This is a genomic window from Novosphingobium sp., from assembly GCF_039595395.1.
Classification (GTDB): domain Bacteria; phylum Pseudomonadota; class Alphaproteobacteria; order Sphingomonadales; family Sphingomonadaceae; genus Novosphingobium.
In genome coordinates, this window is record NZ_JBCNLP010000001.1 from 942,502 (window position 1) to 968,855 (window position 26,354).

Here is a 26,354-nt window from a genome sequence, read left to right on the forward strand (position 1 = left end):
GATGGGGTTAACCATGGCGAGCATGGCAGGCTTTCCTCATCAAATCCTTACGTCCGCGTCACATTTAACGATTGCATCGGTACGATCCTGTGGTTGATCGCTTGGAGCCGGCGCGATAATCGGCAAAAATGCGGCGATCATCAGGGGGGCATCGCACAACATGTTTCCTTTGACCGGTTTGCGCCTGCTGTTGCCCGCCCTTGTGCCGTCATGGCGCTTTTTCGATGCGGTGACGGCCAGCCCGCGCGTCGATTATGTGGTGCTGGAGCCTTTCGAACCGGGCCCCGATGAGGGTGATCCGGCGTGGCGGGAGTTCCGCCCCCGGCCTGAGATCGTCACCCCGGCCACCATGCTGCGCCGCCTGCTGTGGAACCCGCAGTGGAACGAGAGCCTGTTTCTGGTCAGTCTGGCCGAGCGCTTGATCCACGCCGCCACGGCGCAAACCGCGCTTCACAGCCAGCGCGAATTGCTGCTGCGCGTGGCGCGCGATCTGCACCGCAGGGGGCTGGCCGCGCCGGACGCCTTTTTGCAGATCCGCCTGCGTCTGGTCGGGCGTGAGGGGGAGCAGATGGACAGCGTCGTGGTCTATCTCTCCGCCCCTTGCGCGATGGAGGCCCTGATCACGCCATGACGCTGGAAAGCGCCCTGCGTCTGACCGATGCGATGATGGCACTGGCCTTCATCCAGCAGAGCCTCGAGCATCTGCGCCCCGCTGTGCGCCTGCGCGAAAGGCTGCTGTTCGCGCCGCGCCTGATCCTGTCGCTGCTGCTGCTGGCCGACAGCGCGGGGTGGGCCCTGCCGGTTCTCTATACGCCGGGGCTGCATGCGCCGGTTTTGCTGGCGGCGCTGGTGGTCAACCATCTGGCGATCCTGCCCTTTTTCAACGGCCCCTACAATGGCGGGGCTGATCGCATGAGTCTGCTGATCCTGCTCTGCCTCACCCTGGCCCATCTGCTGCCCGAGCCTGCCTGGCGCGAGCTGGCCTTCGGCTATCTGGGGATGCAACTGCTGCTCTCCTACGTTATGTCGGGCTGGGTCAAGGTGGTGAACAGGGACTGGCGACAGGGCCGGGCGCTGCGCGATGTCTTCCTGTTTTCCGCCTATCCGGTGGGGGAGAACATCCGGCAGTGGGCCAGCCGCCCGCGCTTGCTCACCACCATGGGCTGGGCGGTGATGGGCTTTGAACTGGCCTTTCCGCTCACCGTGCTGTCGCGCCCGGCATTGGTGGCGGGGCTGGTGGTGGCCGCGCTGTTCCATGGGGCCAATGCCTGCCTGTTCGGGCTCAACCGCTTTTTCTGGATCTGGATCTGCGCTTACCCGTCCATCCTGTGGCTGCAGGAGCGGGTGCTGACTTGATCACTCCGGCCGCCGCGCCATCATCTCCACCAGTTCGGGCGTCGGGCTGATCGTCACCGCAGGCGCATCGAGCGACGCGATGGCCTGCTGGCGGCGGCGGCTCAGCGCCTCGGGCATGTCGCGGCGGATGAAGTCCATCATCGATTCGCGCAGGGCGCAGCGCAGGTCGAACAGGGTGGGGCCGTCCTTGGCGCTCATCAGCAGGCGGATTTCCAGCACCATCTCGCGGCAGTCGGTCACCTGCAGCACCTGGGCGCGCCGGTCCCACAGGCGATGCGCCTCGATCTGTCTGGTATACTCCTCGCGCAGGCGGGCAACATCGACCGTATGGTCGAGGTAGAGCATCACCGTGCCCAGCAGTTGCGATGTCGTCTTGGTCCAGTTCTGGAAGGTCTCCTCCAGAAAGCGGTTGGTGGGCACCACAAGGCGCCGCTGGTCCCACAGCACGACCACGACATAGGTGGTGCGAATGTCCTCGATCCGCCCCCATTCGCCATCCAGGATCACCACATCGTCGATCGAGATCGGCTCGGTCAGCGCCATCTGGAAGCCCGCGATCAGCGCCTTGAGCGCTGGCTGCGCCGCCGCGCCCACCGCCAGCGCGGCCAGACCCGCCGAGGCCATCAGCGTGGCCCCCACCTTGGCCACGCCCGGCACCGAGAACAGCATCAGCGCCACCACCATGAAAATGATGACGAAGGTGAGGATGCGCCCGAAGATCGCCAGCCGCGTGCGCCGCCGCCGCGCCCTGCGGTTGTCCTCCACGGAGATGTCGGCATGCAGCGTCATCGCCTCGACCAGCGCGTTGAGGATGGCGATGGCGATCCAGCCGACCAGCAGCGGCATCACGAAGCCCGAAATGCTGTCCCAGAAATCTTTGAGCGCCGGGGCCTGCCGTGCGGCCAGCACGATGCCCAGCGCCACAAAGGCCCAGCGCGTGGGGCGCAGGATATGTTTGACGACGATATCGTCCGACAGGCTGCTGGTGCGGCTGGCCAGGCGATGCATCACCCGGAACACCAGCCTGTGGACCAGCAGGGCGAGGATGGCCCCCAGCGTGCCCGCGGCCAGAGCGACAATGGCCTGACGCGCCCAGTCCGGAAAGCCGGAGAGCAGATGTTCGAGCAGGGTGATCATGCCCCTTCAACGATGCTGCGGCGCGGCAGGTTCCGGCATGCCCACGATTTCATCGCGCGGGAAGGGGGATCGATCCCCTGCCGATCTCATGTCGATCCTATGCGGATTCAATGTGATCGGGCCTCCACTCGTCTCGAATTTCAACGCCGCATGGGTCTAGTGGGGCAGCTGCACCGGACTCGCCCGCGCCTTTTGCGCGGGTGATCCAGGCAGGAGCACACTTATGCAGGACATCCTCTGGATCGGCCTCTTCCTCGCCCTTTTGGCGGCCAGCCTTGGCTACACCGCCCTCTGCAACCGGGCTTGAGGGAGACCCCACACATGACACTCGACCTCTGGCTGGCGGGCATCACCGCCATCGGGCTTCTCGTCTATCTCGTTGCCGTGCTTGCACGGCCCGAGCGGTTCTAGGGAGGCGGCCATGACATTCCAGGGATGGCTGCTGATTGCCGTGTTCCTCGGCATTCTTCTGACGCTGACCAAGCCGATCGGCCTGTGGCTTTTCGCGCTGTATGAGGGGCGACGCACACCCCTTCACACCCTGCTGGGCCCGGTGGAGCGCGGCTTCTACCGCCTGTCGGGCATCGACCCGCAGGAGGACCAGAGCTGGCGCCGTTACGCGGTGCATATGCTGATCTTCAACGCGGCGCTGGGTCTGCTGACCTATGTGCTGCTGCGCGCTCAGGCGCTGCTGCCGTTCAACCCGCTGGGGCTGGGCGCGGTGAACGAGAACCTCGCCTTCAACACGGCGGTCAGCTTCACCACCAACACCAACTGGCAGAGCTATGCGGGGGAATCGACCATGTCGAACCTCTCGCAGATGCTGGGGCTGACCATTCACAACTTCCTCTCGGCGGCCACGGGCATCGCGCTGGCCTTCGCGCTGTTTCGCGGCTTTGCGCGGCGTGAGGCCACCGGCATCGGCAATTTCTGGGCCGATATGACGCGCATCACGCTCTATCTGCTGCTGCCTGCCTGCGTGCTCTACACGCTGTTCCTGATCGCCAGCGGCGTGCCGCAGACGCTCGCCGGTTCGGTCGACGTGCATACGCTGGAAGGCGTGAAGCAGACTTTGGCGCTGGGCCCGGTGGCATCGCAGGAAGCGATCAAGATGCTGGGCACCAATGGTGGCGGCTTCTTCAACGCCAACTCGGCCCATCCTTTCGAGAACCCCACGGCGCTGACCGATCTCGTGCAGATGCTCTCGATCTTCGCGATCGGCATGGGGCTGACCTACACCTTCGGCAAGGCGGTGGGCAACACCCGCCAGGGCTGGGCCATTCTGGCCGCGATGATGGCGATCTTTCTGGCGGGCACCACCGTGGCCTATTGGCAGGAGGCCGCCGGCACGCCGATGCTGCACAATCTGGGCGTGGCAGGCGGCAATATGGAGGGCAAGGAGGTGCGCTTCGGCATCGCCGCATCCTCCCTCTTCGCCGTGGTGACGACGGCGGCGAGCTGCGGCGCGGTCAATGCCATGCATGACAGCTTTACCGCGCTGGGCGGCATGATCCCCATCTTCAACATGCAGTTGGGTGAGGTCGTGGTCGGCGGCGTGGGCGCGGGCATCTATGGCTTCCTGCTGTTCGCCATTCTCGCGGTGTTTGTCGCGGGCCTGATGGTGGGCCGCACCCCCGAATATGTCGGCAAGAAGATCGAGAGCCGCGAGGTCAAACTCTCCGTGCTGGCGATTGCCGTGCTGCCGCTGGTGATCCTTGGCATGACGGCGATTGCCTCGGTGCTGCCTGCGGGCCTTGCCGGGCCGCTCAACAAGGGGCCACATGGCTTCAGCGAGATCCTCTATGCCTTCACCAGCGCGGTGGCCAACAATGGCTCAGCCTTCGCGGGGCTTTCGGCCAACACGCCTTTCTACAATGGCATGCTGGGCGTGGCGATGTGGATCGGGCGCTTCTTCATCATCGTGCCCATGCTGGCCGTGGCGGGCAGTCTGGCCGCCAAGAAGCACACGCCTGAATCCGCCGGCAGCTTCCCCACCACCGGCCTGCTGTGGACGGGCCTGCTGGTCGGCATCATCGTGATCGTCGGCGGGCTGACCTTCCTGCCCGGCCTCGCGCTTGGTCCTATCGCCGATCATCTCGCGATGATCCGTGGTCAGCTCTTTTAAGGAGTGCGGCAGATGGCCCGTTCCGAAACCAAATCGCTGTTTACCGCTGACCTGATCGTTCCGGCGATTGGCGATGCGTTCCGCAAACTCAATCCCAAAGAGCTGATCCGCAACCCGGTGATGTTCACCACGGCGGTCGTCGCCACCCTGCTCACCGTGCTGCTGGTGGTGGGGCATGATGGGCTGTCCATCGGCTTCAAGCTGCAACTGGTGATCTGGCTGTGGCTGACGGTGCTGTTCGGCACCTTTGCCGAGGCGCTGGCCGAAGGGCGCGGCAAGGCGCAGGCCGCAAGCCTGCGTGCCACCAAGGCGGAGCTGACCGCCAAGCGCATCAAGGGCAATGCTCTGGAAAGCGTGCCCGCCAGCGCGCTGCGCAAGGGCGATGTGGTTCTGGTGCAGACCGGCGACCTCATCCCCTCCGATGGCGAGGTGATCGCCGGTGTGGCCTCGGTGAACGAGGCCGCCATCACCGGCGAAAGCGCGCCCGTCATCCGCGAGGCGGGCGGCGACCGTTCCGCCGTCACGGCAGGCACGCGGGTGATCTCGGATGAGATCCGGGTGCAGGTCACGGTCAACCCCGGCCAGGGCTTCCTTGATCGCATGATCGCTCTGGTCGAGGGCGCCGAGCGCCAGAAGACCCCCAATGAAATCGCCCTGACCCTGCTGCTGGTGGGCCTGACGATCATCTTCCTGATCGCCGTGGGCACCATTCCGGGCTTTGCCTCCTATGCGGGCGGCAGTGTGCCGGTGGCCATTCTGGCCGCGCTGCTGATCACGCTGATCCCCACCACCATTGCCGCGCTGCTTTCGGCCATCGGCATCGCCGGGATGGACCGTCTGGTGCGCTTCAACGTGCTGGCCAAGTCGGGCCGCGCGGTGGAGGCGGCGGGCGACATCGACGTGCTGCTGCTCGACAAGACCGGCACCATCACCGTGGGCGACCGTCAGGCCACCGAATTCCGCCCTGTTGGCGGCGTGGATGAGGCGCGGCTGGGCGAAGCGGCTCTGCTCGCCAGCCTTGCCGATGAAACGCCCGAGGGCCGCTCGATCGTGGTGCTGGCGCGCGAGATGTTCGGCATGCGCGAGGTGACCTTGCCTCACGACGCGCAGATCATTCCCTTTACCGCCCAGACCCGTATTTCCGGTGTCGATACCGGCGGACGCGTCATCCAGAAGGGGGCCGTGCAGGCGATCCTGAAGGCCAACCCCGGCGCGGGCAACACCGCCGCTGCCACCGAACTGCGCCGCATCACCGATGAGATCGCCCGCGTGGGTGGCACGCCGCTGGCCGTGGCGGTGGATGGCAAGCTGCTGGGCGCGATCTTCCTCAAGGACATCGTGAAAGCCGGCATCCGCGAGCGTTTCGGGGAACTGCGCGCCATGGGCATCCGCACGGTAATGATCACCGGCGACAACCCGCTGACCGCCGCCTCCATCGCGGCTGAATCGGGCGTCGACGATTTCCTCGCCGAAGCCACGCCCGAGGACAAGCTGGCCCTCATCCGCAAGGAGCAGCAGGGGGGCCGTCTGGTCGCCATGTGCGGCGATGGCACCAATGACGCGCCCGCCCTTGCACAGGCGGACGTGGGCGTGGCGATGAACACCGGCACGCAGGCCGCGCGCGAGGCGGGCAATATGGTCGATCTCGACAGCGATCCGACCAAGCTGATCGAGGTCGTGGGTCTGGGCAAGCAGTTGCTGATGACGCGCGGCGCGCTCACCACCTTCAGCGTGGCGAATGATGTGGCCAAATATTTCGCCATCATTCCCGCGATGTTCGTGGCGCTCTATCCGGGGCTGGGCGTGCTCAATGTGATGGGGCTGGCCACGCCGCAAAGCGCCATCCTTTCGGCCATCATCTTCAACGCCATCATCATCCCCATGCTGGTGCCGCTGGCGCTGAAGGGCGTGAAATACACCCCCATGGGTGCCGGGCCGCTGCTGGCGCGCAATCTGGCCATCTATGGGCTGGGCGGGCTGATCGCTCCCTTTATCGGCATCAAACTGATCGACCTGGCCGTTGGCGGCCTGGGTCTGGCCTGAGGAGGCCGCTGCCATGAACAAGGATATCACAAGCTCGCTGCGCCCCGCCGTGGTGATGACGCTGCTTTTTGCCCTGCTGTTGGGGCTGGCCTATCCGCTGGCCATGACCGGGATCGGGCAGTTGCTGTTCCCCCGTCAGGCCAATGGCAGTCTGGTGGAGGAGGGCGGCAAGGTGGTCGGCTCGACCGTGATCGGTCAGGCCTTCGTGTCTGATCGCTATTTCCAGACCCGCCCCTCGGCGGCGGGCAAGGGCTATGACGGGATGAACTCCTCGGGTTCGAACTATGGCCCGACCTCGCAGGTGCTTCACGACCGCATCAAGCAGCAGGTCGATGCCATGAACAAGGTCCAGCCCGGCAAGGCCATCCCCGGCGATCTGGTGACGGCCTCGGGCTCGGGCCTCGACCCCGATCTCTCGCCCGAGGCGGCTTTCTATCAGGTGGATCGCATCGCCGCCCTGCGCCATCTCGACCCCGCCACGCTGCATGGTCTGGTGGAGCAGAGCATCGACCATCCGCTGCTCGGCTTTCTGGGCGAGCCGCATGTGAATGTGTTTGAACTCAATCGACGGCTCGATGCACTTCAGGCTAAACGTTAAATCGTGACTGACGACAGACCCTCCCCCGAAGCCCTCCTGCGCCAGGCGGCGCGGGAGGGTCGTGGCCGCCTCAAGATCTTCCTTGGGGCGGCGCCGGGCGTTGGCAAGACATGGGAAATGCTTTCCCAGGGCGCGCGGCGGCGCGAGACCGGCGTGGATGTGGTGGTGGGCGTGGTGGAAACCCATGGCCGCCGCGACACCGAGGCCATGGTCCATGGCGCCGAGCTGATCGCCCGCCGCACCATCGACCATATGGGCCACAGCCTTGGCGAGATGGACATCGACGCCATTCTGGAGCGTCACCCCGCACTGGTGCTGGTCGATGAGCTGGCCCACACCAATGCGCCGGGCAGTCGCCATCCGAAACGCTATCAGGATGTCGAGGAATTGCTCGACGCCGGGATCGATGTCTATTCCACGCTGAACATCCAGCATGTGGAAAGCCTCAACGATGTGGTGGCCTCGTTCACCCGCGTGCGGGTGCGCGAGACGGTGCCCGATTCCATCCTCGAACAGGCCGAGATCGAGGTGGTGGACATTCCGCCCGACGAGCTGATCGAGCGCCTGCGCGACGGCAAGGTCTATATCCCGCAGGAAGCGACCCGCGCGCTCAGCCATTTCTTTTCCAAATCGAATTTGACGGCCCTGCGTGAAATGGCGCTGCGCCGCGCGGCTCAGGCCGTCGATGCCCAGATGCTGGAGCATCTGCGCGCCAATGCACTGGCAGGCAGCTTTGCCGCCGGAGAGCGCATTCTGGTCGCCATCAGCGAGCATCCCCATGCCGCAGGCCTCGTCCGCGCGGGCAAGCGCATGGCCGACGCGCTGCGCGCGCCATGGACCGTAGTGCATATCGAAACCCAGCGCGACCAGTATTTTACCGAAAGCAGCCGCAGCCAATTGGCCGAAACGCTGGCACTGGCCTCGCGCCTCGGTGCCTCCACCGCCAGCATCCCGGCGGTCAATGTGGTGGAGGGGCTGAACAGCTTCGTCCGCGATGCGCGGGCGACGCAGATCATCATCGGCAAATCGCCGCGCAGCTGGTGGTTCGAGATGCGCCACGGCTCGGTGGTGGACCGGCTGGTGCGGGTGATCGGCGATGTGGCGGTGCATGTGCTTCCCTCGGGCGAGGCGGTCAGCACCGCCACCACGCGCCCGAGGCAGAGCAGGCGCAGCCTCTGGGGCCGCCCGGTGGATTATCTCTGGTCGCTGGGCGCGGTGGGGCTGATGACCGGCCTGAGCCTGATGCTCTCCCAAGCCATCACGCTGGGCAATATCGCGCTGCTCTATCTGGTGCCGGTGATGTTTGCCGCCGCCACCTTTGGCCTCAGGGCAGGGCTGTTTGCGGGCTTTATGTCCAGCCTTGCCTACAATTTCTTCTTTCTGCCGCCGACGGGCACGCTGACGGTCAGCAATCCGGAAAATGTCGTCTCGATCTTCGTGCTGCTCGGCGTGGCCATCGTCACCAGCCAGTTTGCCGCGCGGGTCCGCGTACAGGCCGATCTGGCCGCATCGAGCGCCCGCCAGAACGCCGCGCTGGCCAGCTTTTCCCGCCAGTTGACGGCCTCGGCCACCAAGGAGGAGCTGATGCAGGCGATCTGCGCCGACATCGCCCGCCTGCTGGAGGTCCGCACCGCGCTGCTGCTGCCCGGCGCCAGCGGCCCCGATCTGCGCGCCGCTTTCCCGCCCGAGGACCGCCTCGGCCAGATCGAGCTGGCCGCCGCGCAATGGGCCGTCGACAATGACCAGCCCGCCGGGCGCGGTTCCTCCACGCTGACGGCTTCGGACTGGCTGTTCCATCCCCTGCGCACCAGTCGCGGGGTGCTGGGCGTGCTGGGTTTGGCCCGGGAGGATGCAGGCGAGCCAGTGCGCTCCGATCAATTGCCTTTGCTGATGAGCCTGCTCGATCAGGCCGCCATCGCCTTCGACCGCATGACGCTGGAGGAGGAGAACATGAAGGCGCAGGCCGTGGGCGAGCGCGACCGGCTGCGCAGCGCGCTGCTCTCCTCGGTCAGCCATGATCTGCGCACGCCGCTCACCACCATCGTGACGGCGGCGCAGGAGATGAAGCACCACCCCCGTCCCGATCTGGCCGAAACCATCGAGACCGAGGCGCAGCGCCTCAACCGCTTCGTCGCCAATCTGCTCGATATGGCGCGTGTGGAAGCTGGCGCTTTGCCGCTGAAAATGGAGGCGACCGATCTGTTCGATGCCGTCGCCTCGGCGGTGCATGACACGCGCACCTCGTTGCAGGGCCATGCCGTCGAGGTGGATATCGTGCCCGATATTCCGCTGGTGCGGCTCGATCCGGTGCTGCTGCATCACTGCCTCATCAACCTGCTCGACAATGCCGGGCGCTATGCCGACCCCGGCACGCCGATCATCATCCGCTGCCAAAGGCGCCATGATGCGCTGCTGCTCTCGATCGTGGATCAGGGGCCGGGCATCGCGCCGGGGCAGGAAAAGCGCGTGTTCGAGACTTTCACCCGGCTGGAAGGCTCCGACCGGGTGCGCCATGGCACCGGGCTGGGCCTCGCCATCGTGAAGGGCTTTGCCGAGGCCATGGGGCTGACCGTCGAGGCCAGCAACAACGATGACCCACGCGGCGCCTGCTTCACCATCCGTATTCCCCAGGCGCAGATCATCGCGCCGCTATCGCCCAAGGATCTGGCATGAAGAACCGCCACAAGGTGCTGATCATCGATGACGAGCCCCATATCCGTCGCCTGATCCTCACCGCGCTGACCCGCGCCGATTACGCCACCATAGAGGCGGCCAATGCGCGCGAGGCGCTCGACCGGCTGCGGGTGGAGCGGCCCGATGTGGTGCTGCTCGATCTGGGCCTGCCCGACCGTGACGGGCTGGAGCTGGTGCCGCTGATCAAGCAGCAGGCCGAGACCACGCTGATCGTGGTCTCCGCGCGCGATGCCACCGACGAGAAGGTCGCCGCGCTCGATCTGGGGGCCGATGATTATCTGACGAAGCCTTTCGACACCGATGAATTGTTGGCCCGCGTGCGCGTCGCCCTGCGCAACCGCACCACGCGCGGGGGCGGATCGCCGGTGCTGGTGCTGGGCGATGTGACAATCGATCTGCTGGCGCGGATCGTCACCAAGGCGGGGGAGGAGATCCATCTGGCGCCCAAGGAATATGCCGTGCTGGCGCAGCTCGCGGCGGCGCCGGGGCGGGTGATCACCCATCAGCAGATCATGAGCCATGTCTGGCCCTATGAGAATGAGCGCCACGTCGAATATCTGCGCGTGCTGGTGCGCACCCTGCGCCAGAAGCTGGAGGCCGATCCGCAGCGCCCGCAGATCATCAGCAATGAGCTGGGCATCGGTTACCGGCTGCGCGTGCCCGCCGATCATCATCCTGTGGCGCCTCAGGACGCGCAGGGCTGAGCGGCTTTTTTCAATGTGATTTCAATGTGGATCGCGGCTTTGTGATCTCGAAATCCTATGTCGTGAGGCCTAGATGGAGCGGGCCGCCGCAAGGGGGCTGATCCAAAGGACACGATGTTCAGCGCGCGGGGATCGCCTCGCCCGCGCCATGTGCCCGGACATGACTGCTCGACCTGTGCCGGGGCTTCCCCTGCATGCGCCCTGAGGCCGGGGTGGCGGCTGTCCGGGCATGTTCCATGCAGATTTTTTTACGCATTCACGATGTTCCTCCTGCGAACACCGACTGGGCCGGAGCCTTGGGGCTCCGGCTTTTTTTCGCGCTGGGCGGCGGCCCTATGCAGATTCAACGGCAGGCGCCTTTCACCTCTCTCGAGATCCAATGCGCGGCGGATGTAAGGCGCGGGCCATGTCATCGCGGCTGCGCGGCGCATCGGGCGGCTTGCATCAGGGCGGTGACAGGGCGTGAGAGGAGGATGCCATGACAGATCACCCCATGAATCACAGAGCGGCTGGCATGGCCCGGCGGCTGCGCGAGGGGCGGGCGAGCTGGGCGGACCAGATCCTGCTGCGCTGCGGCGGGCTGATGGCCTATGGCGGCTTCGCGTGGTTTCTGTGGGAGCTGTGCGAGCTGCAGAAAACCAGGCCACAGGTTGCGGGGCATCCCGCCATGTTCGCGGGCTGCCTGCTGGCGGTGGTGCTGTTCCATGTCGGCTCGCTGCTGACATGGGGTGGGCCGGAGCTGTTTCGTGGCGAGGCTGCAACGCAGCTCTAGGAATAGCCGCCTGAAGCGGGCCATCGCGCGAGGATCAATGTCCGGGAAAGCGCCGGGGCGGGAAAAGGATTTCCCGCGGGCAAAGGGATTCGAGCCGCCCGGCGGGGCCGCTTGCGGCGAAGCGCATCAAAAGACGCGAGATGGTTCGCGTGGCCGCCTGAAGCGACCCAACCTGCAAACATCAATGTCTGGAAAAACTGGAGCGGGCGAAGGGATTCGAACCCTCGACCCCAACCTTGGCAAGGTTGTGCTCTACCCCTGAGCTACGCCCGCTCGGGCTTTGATGATGCTGACGCACCATCGGGTGAAACTGGAGCGGGCGAAGGGATTCGAACCCTCGACCCCAACCTTGGCAAGGTTGTGCTCTACCCCTGAGCTACGCCCGCTCGAACGTTTCAGCGACTGTGTTTTTTAAGACACCGTCGCGGGGTGAGGCGGCCCTCTAACCGGCATGTTCTGACTCGGCAAGAGAAAAATGACAGGAAAATGTTTGCGCCTGTGGAAAGGCTGTGCACATCTCCAGCCCGCCTGCCGCCCTGCCTGCTCGCATGCCCGCGATGCCCCCTTGCGCACACTTATTCGCTTCCCATCTTCGATCAAAGCCCGGCATAAGGGCGCGACACGTACAAAAGGGCGCGCGGGCAAAAGCCCCGCCCGACAGGAATATGGAGCAGCATGTGGCAAGTCTGGGCCTGAACATCGAGGAAACCAAGGCGGTCGAACGCTTCCGCACCGCTGTCGTCGAACCGTCGATGACCAACCTCGTCATTCTGGATTTCTGGGCCGAATGGTGCGGCCCCTGCAAGCAGCTGACCCCGGTGCTGGAAAAGGTCGCTGCCGATTATGCCGACAAGGGCGTGATTCTGGCCAAGGTCAATGTCGATGAGGAACGCTTCATCGCCGACCAGTTCCGCATCCAGTCGATCCCCACGGTCTATGCCATGTTCCAGGGCCAGCCGGTGGCGGACCTGACGCAGGTGCGCGGCGAATCGCAATTGAAGGCGATGCTCGACAAGCTGCTGGCACAATTGCCGATCCAGCCCGGTGGTCAGGCCGTGCCCGATATCACCCCGCTGCTGGCCATGGGTGACGAGGCGCTGGACGGGGGCGATGCCGAACGCGCCGGCTCGATCTTCATCCAGATTCTGGAGATGGTGCCTGAAAGTGCCCCGGCTCATGCGGGCCTGATCCGCTCGCTGATCGCCATGGGGCAGGTTGAGGAAGCCGAAAACATTCTGGCCGACCTTCCTGAAGGCATCGACAAGGACCCCGTCATCGAACGCGCCCGCGCCGCTCTGGCGCTGGCCAAGGACAAGCCCGAGGATGGCGAGCTGGCTGCCCTGCGCGCCGCCCATGAAGCCGATCCCGCGCAGCCCGAAGCCGCGCTGGCCTATGCCAATGGCGCCTTTGCCGCCGGGCAGCGCGATGCCGCCGCCGACACGCTGCTGGCGATGATCGCCGCCGACCGTGGCTGGAACGAGGGCGCCGCCCGCGCCAAGCTGCTCCAGATCTTCGAGGCGATCGGTCTGGAAGATCCCTGGGTCTCGGCCACGCGCCGCCGCCTCTCCACGGTTCTGTTCGGCTGATCCGGCAGGGCCGATGGCGCGACTCTCCATCTTTCCTCTGGCCGGGGCGATCCTCTACCCGGGCCTGACCCTGCCGCTCCACATCTTCGAGCCGCGCTATTGCGCGCTGGTCAGCGACTGCCTCGCCCGCGATCGCCGCATCGGCATGATCCAGCCGCGCGAGGATGGCCCCGAATCGCAGACCCACCCCGCGCTGTTCGAGATGGGCTGCGTGGGCCATATCGGCGATGTCGAGACGCTGGAGGGCGGGCGCTTCAACATCGTGCTGGAAGGCGTCTCGCGCTTCCGCATGCTGCACGAACTGGAGGTGAAAACACCCTTCCGCCAGATCGAGGCCGACTTGCTCGAAGAGGTGGAATGCCGCGCGCTGGCCCCCGTCGAACGCGCGCTGTTCGAGCGGGAGGCGCGCGATTTCGCCCGCGCGCATGGCTATCGCGTGGATTGGGAGCAGGTGTCGCGGCTGGATGACACGTCTTTGATCAACGGCGTCGCGCAGATCGCGCCCTTCGATGCGGCGTCGAAGCAGGCGCTGCTGGAGGCTGCGGATGTGCCGGAGCGGTGTGCTCTGCTGGTGCAGTTGATGCAGTTCTATGGGCGCCGTGATGGGGACGACCATCGGGCGACCTTGCAGTAAGTGTTAAGGGAAGAAAGATGCGAGGGGGTTACCCCCTCGCGCTCCCATGACGTCTTCCGACGATAAGGCAGGGGGGCCGCATTGGTGCGCCCCGGCTCTCCACCTGTGCTGCTTAAGGCGCCGCAGGCAATCAATCTGATGCTGATTGGCGCCGCCCTGGGAAAACCTGCCTGCGGCGCGGCAAACTGAGCGCAAGGCTGAACCGGAAGCGCCCACGCAGACATTAAAGGGAGCGCGAGGGTGTAACACCCTCGCATTGTCCTCTTCTAACTCCCTTAAATCCCCAAAATCGACCCACGCACCCCGTCGATCACATACTGCACCGCCAGCGCCCCCAGCAGTACGCCGAGAACACGCGTCACCACAGCCTCCACCCGGCTGCCGAGCAGGTTCATCAGGGGATGCGCCGCCAGCAGGGCGAGCAACGACAGCACCAGCACGCTTGCCAGCGCCGCCAGCACCACCAGCGAACTGGCGCGGTCCGTCGCGTGGCCCATCATCAGCATGACGGTGGCGATCGAGCCCGGCCCGGCCAGCATGGGCATAGCCATGGGGAAGACGGAGATGTCCTCATGCGGTTCGGGGGTGTGCTTCACCTTTTCGACGCGTTCTTCGCGGCGCTGGGTACGCTTTTCGAAGACCATCTCCAGCGCGATGAGGAACAGCATCAGCCCGCCCGCGATGCGGAAGGCGTTGAGTTCGATGTGCAGCGCCGCCAGCAGCGCTTTGCCGAACAGGGCGAAGACGATGAGGATCACCGTGGCGATCAGGCTGGCGCGCAGGGCGGTGGCGCGGGCGTGGGCCGGCGTGTAGCCGGCGGTGAGGCCCGCGAAAATGGGCGCGCAGCCCACGGGGTCGATCACCACGAAAAGCGTGGCGAAGGTGGAGATAAACAGATCGAGCATGCGGGCGTTACTGCCCGTTTGCGGCTCCGGGCGCAACGGTGCGGTTGAGCACTTCGCTGCGCTTGCCGTCGAGCAGCAGATGGATCGTCAGGTGGCGGGTGCCGTCGGCATCGAACTTTGTCGCCCAGCTCAGCGTGCGGTCCCGCGCGAGGCCGATCAGATAGTCGGGCATGCGGTTGGTTTCGCCCTTCACGTCGATGCGGGCGGGGCGGGTGCCGGGCTCGATGGGCTTGACCTCGATCGGGCCGGGAGCGCTGCTGTCCGGGGTGAGGGCGGGCCCCACGGTGACTTCGGGCGAGGGGGCCTGGCCGCGCGGGCGGGGAACGCAATCGGCGACCTTGCCCTCGATAAAGTCGAAGTCGGGCGCGGCGGCGTCGGGGGCGCTCTGGTCGAGCACCCATTTGTATTCGCCTTTGGGCTGGCGCTGCCACAGGGTGAGGAACCAGCCATGGGCGGCGCCGTTCTCGAACAGGCCTTCCTCGGCGGCGATGGAGCCATCGCAGCTCATCCAGACGTGATGCGTGCGGCGATGGGCGGCAGGGCCGAAGCTGGCGGGGGGCTGGGCGCCCTTGCTCTTGATAAAGCCCTGGGCACGCTGGGCGCTGCCATCGATCAGGATCTGGCCGTCTGGGGTGCCATAATTATGGACGGCATCGGCCCAGCCCTTATCCGCCGCGCGGCGGGCCCATGCGATGGAGACGGCGACGATCTCGCTGACCTGCGCATAGCCGCCCAAGGCGGACACTTGCTGCGGGCCCTTCGGCTTGGGTTTGGCGATGGCCGGAGCGACCAGCAGCGCCGAAATGGCGAAAGCGGCTGACAGCCGGAGCGGGCCGGCCCTCACTGAATGGCGCGCGCCGTGTGGCTCAGCACGATGCCCGCGATGTTGATCAGCACGATCAGCGCCATGGGCGACAGGTCCAGCGGGCGGGTATCGGGCAGAATGCGGCGGATGGGGGCCAGCAGCGGCTCGAACAGGGCGGAGAGACCGCGCCACACAGCGGCGACGAACTGATTGTGCAAATTCACCACGTTGAAGCTGATCAGCAGCCCCAGCACCAGATAGACGATCAGCAATGTGCTCATCAGATCCAGAACATAGGCGACGATATCGAGCAGGGTAAGCAACATGGAGAGTCCTGTGCCGTGAGAAGCCCCGGTTGATTAGCTCAAGGGCCCGGAAAGGGGAAGTGGTTTAGGTGAATGGGACAGGGGGAGAATAAAGGGTAAAAATGAAGAAAATGCCCCTCGCGCTCCCATAGCGTCTTCCGGCGCGAGGGCAGCCGTGCCGAAGCCTGGGGCCCCGGCTCTCCACCTGCGCGAGCCAGAGCGCCGCAGGCAGTAAATCCGTTGATGATAGCACGCCGTGGAGAAACACGGCCAGCGGCGCTGCAAACCAAGCGCAAGGATGAACCCGATGCGCAACGCCGACATTAAAGGGAGCGCGAGGGCGATGGCCCTCGCATTCCTGCCTTAAACCTTAATCCCTCAACCCTTGCGAATCAGCGTTCCCGCCCCGCGCGAGGTGAAGAACTCCAGCAGCATAGCATGCGGCACGCGGCCATCGAGCACGACCGCCGCCTCGCAGCCCGCTTCCACGGCGTGGGTGCAGGTCTGCAGCTTGGGGATCATGCCGCCGCTGATGGTGCCTTCCTGCTCCAGCGCGAGGATGTCGCTGGGGGTCAGGTCGGTGAGGAGGTTCTTGTCCTTGTCGAGCACGCCGGGCACGTCGGTCAGCAGGAACAGGCGCGCAGCCCCGATGGCGGCGGCGATGCTGCCCGCCATGGTGTCGGCGTTGATATTGTAGGTCTCGCCATCGGGCCCCACGGCGATGGGCGCGATCACCGGGATCAGCCCGGCGCGCGAGAGGGTTTCCAGCACCGAGGTGTCGATCGTCTCGGGCTCACCCACGAAGCCGAGGTCGACGACGAGGGCTTCGCCGCCCTCGGGGTCCTCGATGGCCTTGCCCATCTTCTGGGCGACGACCTTGCGCGCGGTGACCATGGCGCCGTCCTTGCCGGAAATGCCGACGGCCTTGCCGCCCGCCTTGCCGATCCAGCTCACCAGTTCCTTGTTGATCGCGCCCGACAGGACCATCTCGGCCACTTCGGCGGTGGCCTTGTCGGTCACGCGCAGGCCGTTCACGAACTGCGATTCGATGCCGAGCGCCTTGAGCATCCGCCCGATCTGCGGGCCGCCGCCGTGGACGACCACCGGGTTGATGCCCACGGCTTTCAGCAGCACGATGTCCTCGGCGAAGTCCTGCGCCAGCGCCGGGTCGCCCATGGCGTGGCCGCCGTATTTCACCACGAAGGTGCGGCCTTCGTAGCGCTTGAGGTAAGGCAGCGCCTCGATCAGCGTTTCGGCCTTGGCCAGCAATGTATCGAGCGGCAGCGGGGTGGCGGGCGTGTCAGACATGGGCGGGGCCTTAGATCGGTTTTGTGACGATTGAAAGAGTTGGGGCCTTCAACGTCGGTCCAGCCAGCGGCCCAGTGCGACGAAGACATAGATCAGCGGCGGAACCATGATGGTGGAGAGCGTCAGCTTGGAAATGATCTGCCCGGTCATCAACGCGCCCAGCGGCAGCGGATGGCCCGTGGCGCTGTCCAGCACGCCATAAAAGCTGATGGTGATGAAGATCACCGTGTCCACAACCTGGCTGAGCATCGAGGCGATCCATGCCCGCAGCCACAGCAACTGCGAAGTGCGCCCGCCCGCCGCCAGCCGCGAAAACACGGCAACGTTCAGCGTCTGCGAGGTGCCGTAGGACACCAGCCCGGCAAGCTGCATCCGCGCGCCCTGGCCCAGCAGGCGGGCAAAAGCGTCCTGATCGTGCCAGAAGGGCGCGGGCGGCACGACGTTGATCACCGTCACCAGCAGGATCATCGAGACGATCAGCGGCACGAAGCCAAAGCGCACCAGCCGGTTGGCGGTTTGCGGCCCGTGCAGCTCTGCCGTGGCCGAGCCCAGCACCACCAGCAGCAGGAAGGCGAAAATCCCCGATTCCACCGCAAGATCGCCCAGCACCGGCCAATGGCCAAGGCTGGCGATCTTTGTGCCGAGCACGCCTGCAAGCACGCAAAGGCCGCCGTAGAGCAGGGCTCCGGCAAAAAGGGACAGGGGGATGTTGGAGGAGGAGGTCGACTGGCTCTGCATTGGCAGGCTTTAGCGACAGATGCGCCGCGCGGGAAGGGGGCGCTTTGCGGGGTGTGTTTCAGAAAAGGAAGAGGCAGAAGGGAAAGGGAAATATGCGAGGGTCATAACCCTCGCGCTCCCTTTAATGTCTGCGTTGCGCATCGGGTTCGGCCAAGGCGCTCAGTTTGCCGCGCCGCAGGCAGGAAAAGCGATGAAAGCCTGTGGCGCCTTGGATTGCGCAGGTGGAGAGCCGTGGCGCTTCATTTCGGCACCACTGCCCTGTCGCCGGAAGACGGCATGGGAGCGCGAGGGGGTAACCCCCTCGCATCTTCTCTTTATTCCTCGTCTTCTTCCTTCAGCAATTCACGCACAAACGGAATCAGCCCCGTCTGCCGCACCCGTTTCAGACGTTCTGCGCACAAAATCTGCCGCACCTCCTGCAGGCAGGCGTCGAAATCCTCGTTCACCACCACGTAGTCGTAGGAATCCCAGTGCGAGATCTCCGCCTGAGCCCGCGCCATGCGGCTGGCGATAATCTTCTCGCTGTCGGTGCCGCGACCGATCAGGCGGCGCTGCAGTTCGTCGAGGCTGGGCGGCAGGATGAAGACGCGCACCACATCGGTGCCGGCCTTCTGCGAAAGCTGCTGCGTACCCTGCCAGTCGATGTCGAAGAGGAAGTCGCGACCCTGCTTCAGCGCCTCGCGGATGGCGGCCTTGGGCGTGCCGTAGCTCTTGCCGAAGACATGCGCCCATTCGTAGAACTCGTTTTCTTCCGCCATGCGGTCGAATTCGGGCTGGGAGACGAAGTAGTAATCCTTGCCATCGACCTCACCAGGGCGCGGCGCGCGGGTGGTGGCGGAGATCGAGGGGCTGATCTCGTCGTCGCTTTCCAGGATGGCGCGCGCGATGCTGGTCTTGCCCGCGCCCGAGGGGCTGGAGAGGATGAACATCAGACCGCGCCGGTGCAGGCGGTCGCCGGTATGGGGATGTGTTTCGGCCATGCACGCTGATGGCAAAGCCGCGCGCGCGGATCAAGAGGGCAAAAACAAGCCCTCCGTCAGCGGTTACTTCGTGGTTTTGCCCGGCAGGGGCGAGAGGAGTTCGCTGTCGAACTCCTTCTCGCGCAGCTTGGCGGCGGCTTCCGCCTCGTGCTCTTTCTTCTTGTCGTAGAGGTGCTTGGCCAGCAGGGCCCCGCCCACCATGATGGCGCCGGGCACCGAGCGCGTCGCGATGCGGGTGAGCGCGACGCCCACCAGCTTGCGTGGCAGCGACAGGCGGCCCTGCTTGCCCGCGCGGCTTTCCAGCAGCACGGTTTCGATGGCTTCCTCGGCAATGCGGCGATGGCCCTTGCGCAACTGGTCGGCGGCGCGCGTGGCGATCGGATTGTGGGTCAGCGCCGCCGCTGCCGCGGGAAGCGCGGAAAGCGGAAGTTTCGAGAAAGAGGGCAGCTTGGGCATCAGTGCAAGATCCTTACTTCTTGCGACCGAAATCCACGGTGACGACGTTTGATCCATCCTCGCTGGTGGCGCTGTGCGCGCCATCGGGCGAATCGTTTTCCGCTTCGTCATGCGGTTCGGGGTCGAGGTCGGGCACGCTGGCCTGGAACTGCAGGCCGAAATCCACCGCCGGATCGACAAAAGCGGTGATCGCCGAGAAGGGAATCGTCAGTTTCGAAGGGATCTGGTTGAAGCTGAGCCCCACCGAGAAATGGTCATGCGCCACCGTCAGGTCCCAGAACTTGTTCTGGAGCACGATCGTCATCTCATCGGGGAAGCGGGCGTGCAGGTGCTGGGGAATATCCACACCGGGCGCGCCCGTCTTGAAGGTGATGTAGAAGTGATGGCTGCCCGGCAGATAGCCGCCGCTGTCGGCCACCTGGCCCAGCACGCGGCCAACAACGGCACGCAGCGCCTCCTGCACGATCTCGTCATAGGGGATCAGGCTGTCGGGGGTATGGTCGGTCATGCGCTTTCGTTGGCCTGTGGGGCGGATCGGGTCAAGGGGGGTCTTGACGTCCAACTGACAGATTACGCCTCTTGCGATGACGCGGCAATTGGAAACGCTTTGGGAACGGCCCTGTTCCGCCCCATATGTTCATTTTCCTGCCTGCGGACTTTCTGGACATTGCGGCGCTCGCGCGTATAGGGAGCGCCATGCGTACAGCCACCATCGCCCGCAAGACCCATGAAACCGACATTTTCGTCGAGATTAACCTCGATGGTACGGGGCAGTTTGATGTCTCGACCGGGATCGGCTTCCTCGATCATATGGTCGAGCAGCTCTCGCGCCATTCGCTGATCGACATGACCGTGAAGATCAAGGGCGACCTGCATGTCGACCAGCATCACACCACGGAAGATTGCGCCATCGCCATCGGCCAGGCCGTGAGCAAGGCGCTGGCCGACAAGGCGGGCATCGCGCGCTATGGCCAGGTCTATTCGCCGATGGATGAGGCGCTGGCCCGCGTGGCGCTGGACATTTCCGGCCGCCCCTGGCTGGTGTGGAAGGCCGCCTTCACCCAGACCCGCCTTGGCGAGATGGACACCGAGCTGTTCGAGCACTGGTTCCACTCCTTCGCGCAGGCCGCGGGCATCACGCTGCATTGCGAGCTGCTCTATGGGCAGAACAACCACCACATCATCGAGGGCCTGTTCAAGGGCCTGGCCCGCGCGCTGCGTCAGGCGGTCGAGCTGGACCCCCGCAAGGGCGGCGCGGTGCCCAGCACCAAGGGGCTGCTCGGTGATGGATCTCTGGAGGCGTAAGGCATGTTCATCTGCGTTCTGACCTACACCGCATCGCCCGAGGATGTGGCCGCCCTGCGCCCCGCGCATATGGATTTCCTGAAAGCGCAGCATGAGGCCGGGCACTACATTGGCTGGGGCCGTCAGGCGTCGGGCAATGGCGGCGTCGTTTTCGCCAAGGGCGATGACCGCGCGGTGATCGAGGCCGTGGCCGCCACCGATCCCTATATCAAGGGCAATGTCGCCTCGGTCGAGGTGATCGAGATGAACGTCGGCTTCCTCTCGCCCGACTTTGTGAGCGATGTGACTGCATGACGCTTGCGCTGATCGATTATGGCGCGGGCAACCTGCACTCGGTGGCCAATGCGCTGAAGGCGGCGGGGGCGACGGATGTTGCCATCACCGCCGACCCGGATGTGGTGGCCAAGGCCGACCGCGTGGTGCTGCCGGGCGTGGGCTCGTTCAAGGCCTGCGCCGAGGGGCTGAACGCCATCGACGGGCTGGTCGAGGCGATCGAGGCCCGCGTGCTGACCGACAAGGTGCCGTTCCTCGGCATTTGCGTGGGCATGCAATTGCTGGCCACGCGCGGTGTCGAGCATGGCATCACGCAGGGCCTGGGCTGGATTCCCGGCGAGGTGCGTCTGCTGGAACCCGCTGATGCCAGCATCAAGATCCCCCATATGGGCTGGAACGATGTGATCGTGGCGCCTAACGCGCCGCTGGTGGTGAGCGGCGAGGGCTATTTCCTGCATTCCTACCACTTCGTGCCCGAGGATGAGGCCCATGTGCTGGCGCGCACCACGCATGGCGTGCCGGTGGTGGCTGCTGTCGGTCGCGACAACATCGTGGGGGCGCAGTTTCACCCTGAGAAGAGCCAGAAGTTCGGGCTGGATGTGTTGGCCCGGTTTCTGGACTGGCAGGGGTAAAAGGGAAGATGCGAGGGTGTTACACCCTCGCGCTCCCATTAATGTCTGCGTGGGCGCTACGAGTTCGGCCTTGAGTTAAGGTTGCGGCGCCGCAGGCTTTAAGGCCGCTGCGCGGCGGGGAGTTCTGGCGAGAGGTGGCGGTTTACCCGGCCTCGCGTCGGGAGACGTAATGGGGTGAAGGGGCGTAACGCCCCTTCGTAATTTCTTTTCTTCAAGGGTTGTGCAGCCAATGATCGTTTTCCCCGCCATCGACCTGAAAGCCGGCCAGGTCGTCCGCCTGGCAGAAGGTGATATGGCCCGCGCCACCGTCTATGGCGACAACCCCGCCGCTCAGGCGCAGATTTTCGCGAATGCCGGCAGCCAGTTCCTCCATGTGGTGGACCTCGACGGCTCCTTCGCTGGCCGCGCCGAGAACCGCGAGGCCGTGGAAGGCATCCTGCAGAGCTTCGAGGGCCATGTGCAGCTGGGCGGCGGCATCCGCACGCGCGAGGCGGTGGCAGGCTGGTTCGATCTGGGCGTCAGCCGCGTGGTGATGGGCACCGCCGCGCTGAAGGACCCGCAGTTCGTCAAGGACATGGCCAAGGAGTTCCCCGGCGGTATCGTGGTGGCCGTGGACGCCCGCGACGGCTTCGTGGCCACCGAGGGCTGGGCGGAAGTCTCGGACGTTTCCGTGGTGGACCTCGCCCGCCGCTTCGAGGATGCGGGCGTGGCCAGCCTGCTGTTCACCGACATCGGCCGCGATGGCCTGCTGAAGGGCGCCAACATCGAGGCGACCGTCGATCTGGCGCGCCGCGTGGACATTCCCGTGATCGCCAGCGGCGGGGTGAAGGGGCTGGACGATATCCGCATGCTCTCGCTCCACGCGCATGAGGGGATCGAAGGTGTGATCACCGGGCGTGCCTTGTTCGAGGGGCGGCTGGATCTGGCGGCGGCTATCGCGATGGCGGCCAAGGAAGGGTAATGGTTGTGCATTCCATGGCATGGGGTCTGATGGCGCTATGCATGGGATTGACCTTGTTGTGGATCGCTGGGCATGAGCTGGTGAGTCAGAAGGCCGAGCATGTGAGTTTGTTCTTCCAGCGTTACCGTCGCTATGGGCGCCGAGAGCAGCCTTTGGCTTATTGGATCTGGGTTGTTTGCCATGGTCTGGGTGGACTGGTGATGGCCGGTTGTGGTGTAGCGATGTTGAGGTAAGGAAGGGATAGATGCGAGGGCCATGGCCCTCGCGCTCCCTTTATTTGTCGGCGTAGCGCCTAGGTTTCGGCCTTACCGAACGCCTCAGCGCCGCAGGCTTTAAGGCCGCTGCGCGGCGGGGAGTTTATGCGGAAGGGTGGCTTTAAAACCGCCCTCTCGCCGGAAGACGTAACGGGGGTGCAGGGGGCGATGGCCCCCTGCTTGCCTCTTTCTAACTTTGGAAAACCGCATGTCTGTTCGCATCCGTGTCATTCCCTGCCTTGATGTCCGCGATGGCCGCGTGGTGAAGGGCGTGAACTTCGTCGATCTGCGCGATGCGGGCGATCCGGTGGAGCAGGCCCGCGCTTATGACGCGGCGGGCGCGGATGAGCTGTGCTTCCTCGACATCAGCGCCAGCCATGAGGGGCGCGGGACGTTGCTCGATGTGGTGCGCCGCACGGCGGAGGTGTGCTTTATGCCGCTGACGGTCGGCGGCGGCGTGCGCAGCGCCGAGGATGCGCGCGCTCTGCTGCTGGCGGGCGCGGACAAGGTGGCGGTGAACTCCGCTGCCGTCAGCCGACCCGAGGTGGTGAGCGATATTGCCGAGAAGTTCGGCAGCCAGTGCATCGTGGCCAGCGTTGACGCGCGTCAGGTCGAGCCGGGCCGTTGGGAAATCTTCACCCATGGTGGGCGCAAGGCCACCGGTATCGATGCTCTGGAGCATGCCATCAAGCTGGCCGAGCTGGGCGCGGGCGAGTTGCTCGTTACCAGCATGGATGGCGACGGCACGCAGAACGGCTACGATCTGGCGCTGACCCGCGCGATTGCCGATGCCGTCAGCGTGCCGGTGATTGCCAGCGGCGGCGTGGGCAATCTGGATCATCTGGTGGCAGGCGTCACGCAGGGCCATGCCAGCGCGGTGCTGGCGGCCAGCATCTTCCACTTCGGCAAGCACACCATTGCCGAGGCACACGAAGCTCTTCGCGCCGCCGGTCTGCCCGCGCGGGCTTGACCTTAGCCCGCCATCAACGCATCGCAGGGCCCTATGGAACAGACACCCAACATCGGCGCCACGCTGGAACGCCTTGAGGCGACCATCGCCGCGCGCCGCAGCGCCGATCCCGAGACCAGCTATGTCGCGAAGCTCAACGCCAAGGGCTTGAAGAAGATCGCGCAGAAGCTGGGCGAGGAGGGCGTGGAAACCGTCATCGCGGCTCTGGCCGAAGACGATGAAGCCCTGACCGGAGAGGCCGCCGATCTGATCTTCCACCTGATCGTGCTGCTTCAGGCGCGCGGGCTGGGACTGGCCGATGTCTGCGCCGTGCTCGATCAGCGCGAAGGCATCGGCGGTCTGGCCGAAAAAGCTGCCCGCACCAAGTAAGGAGCCCAAGCATGCCCATCGACGCCCGGCTGCCCTATGACGAAGCCAACATCTTCGCGAAAATCCTGCGCGGGGAGATCCCCTGCAAGAAGGTTTACGAAGACGATTTCGCGCTGGCCTTCCATGATATCGCCCCCAAGGCGCCGATCCATGTGCTGGTGGTGCCCAAGGGGCCTTACGTCAGTTGGGACGATTTCTCGGCAAACGCGCCCGATGCGCTGATTGCGGGTTTCATCCGCGCGGTCGGCACGGTGGCGCGCCAGTTCGATCTGGTCGAGCCGGGTTATCGCCTGCTGGCCAACATCGGCCATGATGGCGGACAGGAAGTGCCGCATCTGCATGTGCATCTGTTCGGCGGCGCGCCTTTGGGGCCGATGTTGGCGTAAAACGCAGCCCCAAATGCTAAAAATAGCGGTAAAATTAAGGTAAATGAACCGAGAAGGCGGCTCGGCCTTGCCCTGCCGCCCCGCGCCGGGCTAGAGCCCGAAGGATGACGTCTCAGGCAGCCCCCCCTGTCTTCCCACATCCCCTGCCTCAGCCCTCCACGGGGCTGATGACGGGCGCCGTGCATTATTTCGCCGTGCGTGCCTATTACGAGGATACGGACCTGTCGGGCGTGGTCTATCACGCCAACTATCTGCGCTGGTTCGAACGCGCCCGCTCCGACCTGCTGCGCCTGCTGGGCATCGACCAGCGCGCGGCGGTGGAGGCGGGCGAGGGCGCCTATGCCGTGACCGAGATCGCCATCCGCTACGCCAGCCCCGCGCGGCTCGACGACGATGTGCTGATCGAGACCCGCGTGGAGGAGCTTGGCGCCGCTTCCTGTCGAATGTGTCAGTCAGCGTTCAGAAATGGTGATCTACTGGCCAGGGCGCAATTGCGGGTGGGCTTTGTCAGCCCCAGCGGGCGGCCACGGCGTCAACCGGCGGCATGGCGTGCCGCTTTCGAGGACTTTCTGGCGGGGCGCGTTCCGCCGTCGGGCATCAAGGATGAGGCTTGAACAATGAGTGTGATGACGTTGCTCGTGATGGGCGCCGCCGGTCTTGATGGCGCCCCCGACCATCTGGACCCGGTGCGCCTGTTCATGGACGCCGATCCGGTGGTGAAGGGCGTGCTGGGCGCGCTGGCGCTGGCCAGCCTGTGGGTCTGGACGATCATCATCACCTTCTCGGCGCGCATCCTGGGCATCGCCCGCAAGACCGAAGCTTACGAAGCCGAGTTCTGGAAAGCCCGTGATCTGGAAGCCTTCCAGAAGGGCGCCCAGGGCCAGAAGGCCGACCTGCCCGCCGCCAAGGTGGTGGCTGCGGCTCTCTCCGAATGGCGCCGCTCGGTCACCGGCAAGGTGGACCGCGAGGCCGCGCGCGGCCGCCTCGCCAGCGCGATGGACAGCGTCGTCGCCGCCGAGACCGAGGATCTGGCCGACCGCCTGAACTTCCTCGCCACGGTCGGTTCGGTGGCGCCCTTCGTCGGCCTGTTCGGCACGGTGTGGGGCATCATGAACAGCTTCTTCCAGATCGGCCAGCAGCAGAATTCCTCGCTGGCGGTGGTGGCGCCGGGCATTTCGGAAGCGCTGTTCGCCACGGCGGTCGGCCTGTTCGCGGCCATTCCGGCGGTGATCGCCTACAACCGGTTTTCCCATAAGGTGAACGGGTTTGAGTCGCGGTTGCAGCGTTTCGCCGACCGTTTCCACGGGAGCCTGAGCCGGGAGCTGGATCAGCTGTGATTCAGAAGAAGAACAGGCTTGAGGGGGTTACCTCCTCAAACTCCCATAACGTCTTCCGACGCATGGGCGGTGGCATTCGAACGGAGCGCCAACGTCCCACCGCCGGAGGCAGTTATTCCCTGCGGTGCGGCGAGGTTGCACGCAACCTTTCGGCCACCCGTGCCCTTGCGTCGGAAGACGTAACGGGGGTGCAGGGGGCGATGGCCCCCTGCGTTCATCCTTCCTTCCTGGGAGCCTGACTCATGGCGATGGGCATCCACAAATTCTCGCGCGGAGGCCGCCGCAGTCGCGGTTCGCGCTCGCCGATGGCGGAGATCAACGTCACGCCGCTGGTCGACGTGATGCTGGTGCTGCTGATCATCTTCATGGTCACGGCGCCTCTGCTCAAGGCGGGCATCCCGATCCAGTTGCCTGACAGCCACGCCAAGCCGCTCGATCAGACGCCCAAGCAGGTGACGATCAGCATGGACCGTGAGGGCACCGTGTTCATCGACGATGCCGAGGTGTCTCCGGGCGAACTGTCGGACCGTCTGGCCAATCTGCCCAAGGACGCTGACGGCAAGGAGCCGCTGGTGGTGCTGCGTGCGGACAAGGGGCTCGATTATGGCCGGGTGATCGGCCTGATGGGTGATCTCAACCATGCCGGGGTCACCTCGATCTCGCTGGTGACGGTGTCGGCGGGCGATCCCGGCGCGCCTGCCAAGCGCGGGAACTGACGGCC

31 protein-coding genes and 2 tRNA genes are annotated in these 26,354 nt (G+C 65.2%); 22 read left to right on the forward strand and 11 right to left on the reverse strand.

Annotated elements, in window-relative coordinates:
* Positions 1-160 precede the first annotated feature (160 nt).
* Both ABDW49_RS04450 and ABDW49_RS04455 read left to right on the forward strand, forming a co-directional pair.
* Entirely contained in the window at positions 161-631 is a 471-nt protein-coding gene (locus tag ABDW49_RS04450) for a hypothetical protein (RefSeq protein ID WP_343610017.1), read from the forward strand.
* On the forward strand, positions 628-1,356 hold the full coding sequence (locus ABDW49_RS04455; protein WP_343610018.1) for a hypothetical protein: 729 nt from the start codon (positions 628-630) through the stop codon (positions 1,354-1,356). The genes ABDW49_RS04450 and ABDW49_RS04455 overlap by 4 nt, the downstream gene beginning before the upstream one ends.
* Here the strand turns inward: ABDW49_RS04455 and ABDW49_RS04460 are convergent, their stop codons facing one another.
* Complete coding sequence (locus ABDW49_RS04460; RefSeq protein WP_343610019.1) at positions 1,357-2,493, reverse strand: mechanosensitive ion channel domain-containing protein; 1,137 nt, start codon at positions 2,491-2,493, stop codon at positions 1,357-1,359. It lies immediately after the preceding gene.
* Positions 2,494-2,814: 321 nt separating this feature from the next.
* Between ABDW49_RS04460 and kdpF the strand changes: the two genes are divergently transcribed.
* From kdpF to ABDW49_RS04495, 7 genes are all read left to right on the forward strand, one after another.
* Entirely contained in the window at positions 2,815-2,904 is a 90-nt protein-coding gene (gene kdpF, locus ABDW49_RS04465; protein WP_343610020.1) for a K(+)-transporting ATPase subunit F, read from the forward strand.
* Between the two features lie 10 nt (positions 2,905-2,914).
* Entirely contained in the window at positions 2,915-4,618 is a 1,704-nt protein-coding gene (gene kdpA / locus ABDW49_RS04470; protein ID WP_343610022.1) for a potassium-transporting ATPase subunit KdpA, read from the forward strand.
* 12 nt (positions 4,619-4,630) lie between these two features.
* Positions 4,631-6,661 (forward strand): potassium-transporting ATPase subunit KdpB, encoded by a 2,031-nt coding sequence (kdpB, locus tag ABDW49_RS04475; protein ID WP_343610024.1) that lies wholly within the window; start codon positions 4,631-4,633, stop codon positions 6,659-6,661.
* Positions 6,662-6,674: 13 nt separating this feature from the next.
* Positions 6,675-7,259, forward strand: a complete 585-nt coding sequence (gene kdpC / locus ABDW49_RS04480; RefSeq protein ID WP_343610026.1) for a potassium-transporting ATPase subunit KdpC — start codon at positions 6,675-6,677, stop codon at positions 7,257-7,259.
* Positions 7,260-9,932 (forward strand): sensor histidine kinase KdpD, encoded by a 2,673-nt coding sequence (locus ABDW49_RS04485; protein WP_343614134.1) that lies wholly within the window; start codon positions 7,260-7,262, stop codon positions 9,930-9,932.
* Positions 9,929-10,657 carry a response regulator transcription factor gene (locus tag ABDW49_RS04490; protein ID WP_343610028.1) on the forward strand — a complete coding sequence of 243 codons (729 nt, stop codon included), beginning with the start codon at positions 9,929-9,931 and terminating at the stop codon, positions 10,655-10,657. The genes ABDW49_RS04485 and ABDW49_RS04490 overlap by 4 nt, the downstream gene beginning before the upstream one ends.
* A 478-nt stretch (positions 10,658-11,135) precedes the next feature.
* Entirely contained in the window at positions 11,136-11,429 is a 294-nt protein-coding gene (locus tag ABDW49_RS04495; RefSeq protein WP_343610029.1) for a hypothetical protein, read from the forward strand.
* Between the two features lie 198 nt (positions 11,430-11,627).
* On the opposite strand, the gene ABDW49_RS04500 is transcribed toward ABDW49_RS04495, so the two are convergent.
* Positions 11,628-11,702, reverse strand: a tRNA-Gly gene (locus ABDW49_RS04500).
* A gap of 38 nt (positions 11,703-11,740) precedes the next feature.
* Positions 11,741-11,815 (reverse strand) — tRNA-Gly (locus ABDW49_RS04505).
* Positions 11,816-12,115: 300 nt separating this feature from the next.
* On the opposite strand from ABDW49_RS04505, the gene ABDW49_RS04510 reads away from it, so the two are divergent.
* Both ABDW49_RS04510 and ABDW49_RS04515 read left to right on the forward strand, forming a co-directional pair.
* Positions 12,116-13,015: a tetratricopeptide repeat protein gene (locus ABDW49_RS04510; RefSeq protein ID WP_343614136.1), complete on the forward strand. Its 900-nt coding sequence runs from the start codon at positions 12,116-12,118 to the stop codon at positions 13,013-13,015.
* 13 nt (positions 13,016-13,028) lie between these two features.
* On the forward strand, positions 13,029-13,649 hold the full coding sequence (locus ABDW49_RS04515) for an LON peptidase substrate-binding domain-containing protein (protein WP_343610030.1): 621 nt from the start codon (positions 13,029-13,031) through the stop codon (positions 13,647-13,649).
* 275 nt (positions 13,650-13,924) lie between these two features.
* On the opposite strand, the gene ABDW49_RS04520 is transcribed toward ABDW49_RS04515, so the two are convergent.
* From ABDW49_RS04520 to ABDW49_RS04555, 8 genes are all read right to left on the reverse strand, one after another.
* Positions 13,925-14,554, reverse strand: a complete 630-nt coding sequence (locus tag ABDW49_RS04520; RefSeq protein ID WP_343610032.1) for a MarC family protein — start codon at positions 14,552-14,554, stop codon at positions 13,925-13,927.
* A gap of 7 nt (positions 14,555-14,561) precedes the next feature.
* Positions 14,562-15,398 (reverse strand): hypothetical protein, encoded by an 837-nt coding sequence (locus ABDW49_RS04525; RefSeq protein WP_343610034.1) that lies wholly within the window; start codon positions 15,396-15,398, stop codon positions 14,562-14,564.
* Entirely contained in the window at positions 15,395-15,685 is a 291-nt protein-coding gene (locus tag ABDW49_RS04530) for a YggT family protein (RefSeq protein ID WP_343610036.1), read from the reverse strand. Before ABDW49_RS04530 ends, ABDW49_RS04525 begins: the two co-directional genes overlap by 4 nt.
* Positions 15,686-16,042: 357 nt before the next feature.
* Positions 16,043-16,972: an acetylglutamate kinase gene (argB, locus tag ABDW49_RS04535; protein WP_343610038.1), complete on the reverse strand. Its 930-nt coding sequence runs from the start codon at positions 16,970-16,972 to the stop codon at positions 16,043-16,045.
* Positions 16,973-17,020: 48 nt separating this feature from the next.
* The gene (locus tag ABDW49_RS04540) at positions 17,021-17,710 is read right to left on the reverse strand and encodes a queuosine precursor transporter (RefSeq protein WP_343610039.1); all 690 of its coding nucleotides are present in this window, start codon (positions 17,708-17,710) and stop codon (positions 17,021-17,023) included.
* Positions 17,711-18,024: 314 nt separating this feature from the next.
* Positions 18,025-18,690 carry a guanylate kinase gene (gene gmk / locus ABDW49_RS04545; protein WP_343610041.1) on the reverse strand — a complete coding sequence of 222 codons (666 nt, stop codon included), beginning with the start codon at positions 18,688-18,690 and terminating at the stop codon, positions 18,025-18,027.
* Between the two features lie 63 nt (positions 18,691-18,753).
* Positions 18,754-19,146 (reverse strand): hypothetical protein, encoded by a 393-nt coding sequence (locus ABDW49_RS04550; RefSeq protein ID WP_343610043.1) that lies wholly within the window; start codon positions 19,144-19,146, stop codon positions 18,754-18,756.
* 13 nt (positions 19,147-19,159) lie between these two features.
* Positions 19,160-19,654, reverse strand: coding sequence for a ClpXP protease specificity-enhancing factor SspB (locus ABDW49_RS04555; protein WP_343610045.1), 495 nt, complete (start codon positions 19,652-19,654; stop codon positions 19,160-19,162).
* A gap of 188 nt (positions 19,655-19,842) precedes the next feature.
* Here ABDW49_RS04555 and hisB point away from each other — a divergent pair, with 188 nt between their 5' ends.
* The 11 genes from hisB to ABDW49_RS04610 all read left to right on the forward strand — a co-directional run bounded on the left by hisB (position 19,843) and on the right by ABDW49_RS04610 (position 26,349).
* Positions 19,843-20,451, forward strand: coding sequence for an imidazoleglycerol-phosphate dehydratase HisB (hisB, locus tag ABDW49_RS04560; RefSeq protein WP_068087915.1), 609 nt, complete (start codon positions 19,843-19,845; stop codon positions 20,449-20,451).
* 3 nt (positions 20,452-20,454) lie between these two features.
* The gene (locus ABDW49_RS04565; RefSeq protein WP_343610050.1) at positions 20,455-20,745 is read left to right on the forward strand and encodes a YciI family protein; all 291 of its coding nucleotides are present in this window, start codon (positions 20,455-20,457) and stop codon (positions 20,743-20,745) included.
* Positions 20,742-21,356, forward strand: a complete 615-nt coding sequence (gene hisH / locus ABDW49_RS04570) for an imidazole glycerol phosphate synthase subunit HisH (RefSeq protein WP_343610052.1) — start codon at positions 20,742-20,744, stop codon at positions 21,354-21,356. Before ABDW49_RS04565 ends, hisH begins: the two co-directional genes overlap by 4 nt.
* A 229-nt stretch (positions 21,357-21,585) precedes the next feature.
* On the forward strand, positions 21,586-22,317 hold the full coding sequence (hisA, locus tag ABDW49_RS04575) for a 1-(5-phosphoribosyl)-5-[(5-phosphoribosylamino)methylideneamino]imidazole-4-carboxamide isomerase (RefSeq protein ID WP_206238497.1): 732 nt from the start codon (positions 21,586-21,588) through the stop codon (positions 22,315-22,317).
* Positions 22,317-22,550 carry a hypothetical protein gene (locus ABDW49_RS04580; RefSeq protein ID WP_343610055.1) on the forward strand — a complete coding sequence of 78 codons (234 nt, stop codon included), beginning with the start codon at positions 22,317-22,319 and terminating at the stop codon, positions 22,548-22,550. Before hisA ends, ABDW49_RS04580 begins: the two co-directional genes overlap by 1 nt.
* 229 nt (positions 22,551-22,779) lie before the next feature.
* The gene (hisF, locus tag ABDW49_RS04585) at positions 22,780-23,541 is read left to right on the forward strand and encodes an imidazole glycerol phosphate synthase subunit HisF (protein WP_343610057.1); all 762 of its coding nucleotides are present in this window, start codon (positions 22,780-22,782) and stop codon (positions 23,539-23,541) included.
* Between the two features lie 51 nt (positions 23,542-23,592).
* Complete coding sequence (locus ABDW49_RS04590) at positions 23,593-23,910, forward strand: phosphoribosyl-ATP diphosphatase (RefSeq protein ID WP_343614138.1); 318 nt, start codon at positions 23,593-23,595, stop codon at positions 23,908-23,910.
* Between the two features lie 11 nt (positions 23,911-23,921).
* Positions 23,922-24,296, forward strand: coding sequence for a histidine triad nucleotide-binding protein (locus ABDW49_RS04595; RefSeq protein ID WP_343610059.1), 375 nt, complete (start codon positions 23,922-23,924; stop codon positions 24,294-24,296).
* Positions 24,297-24,463: 167 nt separating this feature from the next.
* A complete protein-coding gene (locus ABDW49_RS04600) occupies positions 24,464-24,910 on the forward strand; it encodes a YbgC/FadM family acyl-CoA thioesterase (RefSeq protein ID WP_343614140.1) in 447 nt (148 codons plus the stop codon).
* A 12-nt stretch (positions 24,911-24,922) separates the two neighbouring features.
* On the forward strand, positions 24,923-25,633 hold the full coding sequence (gene tolQ, locus ABDW49_RS04605; RefSeq protein ID WP_343610061.1) for a protein TolQ: 711 nt from the start codon (positions 24,923-24,925) through the stop codon (positions 25,631-25,633).
* A 248-nt stretch (positions 25,634-25,881) separates the two neighbouring features.
* The gene (locus ABDW49_RS04610) at positions 25,882-26,349 is read left to right on the forward strand and encodes a biopolymer transporter ExbD (RefSeq protein WP_241127320.1); all 468 of its coding nucleotides are present in this window, start codon (positions 25,882-25,884) and stop codon (positions 26,347-26,349) included.
* The last annotated feature ends 5 nt before the right edge of the window (positions 26,350-26,354 follow it).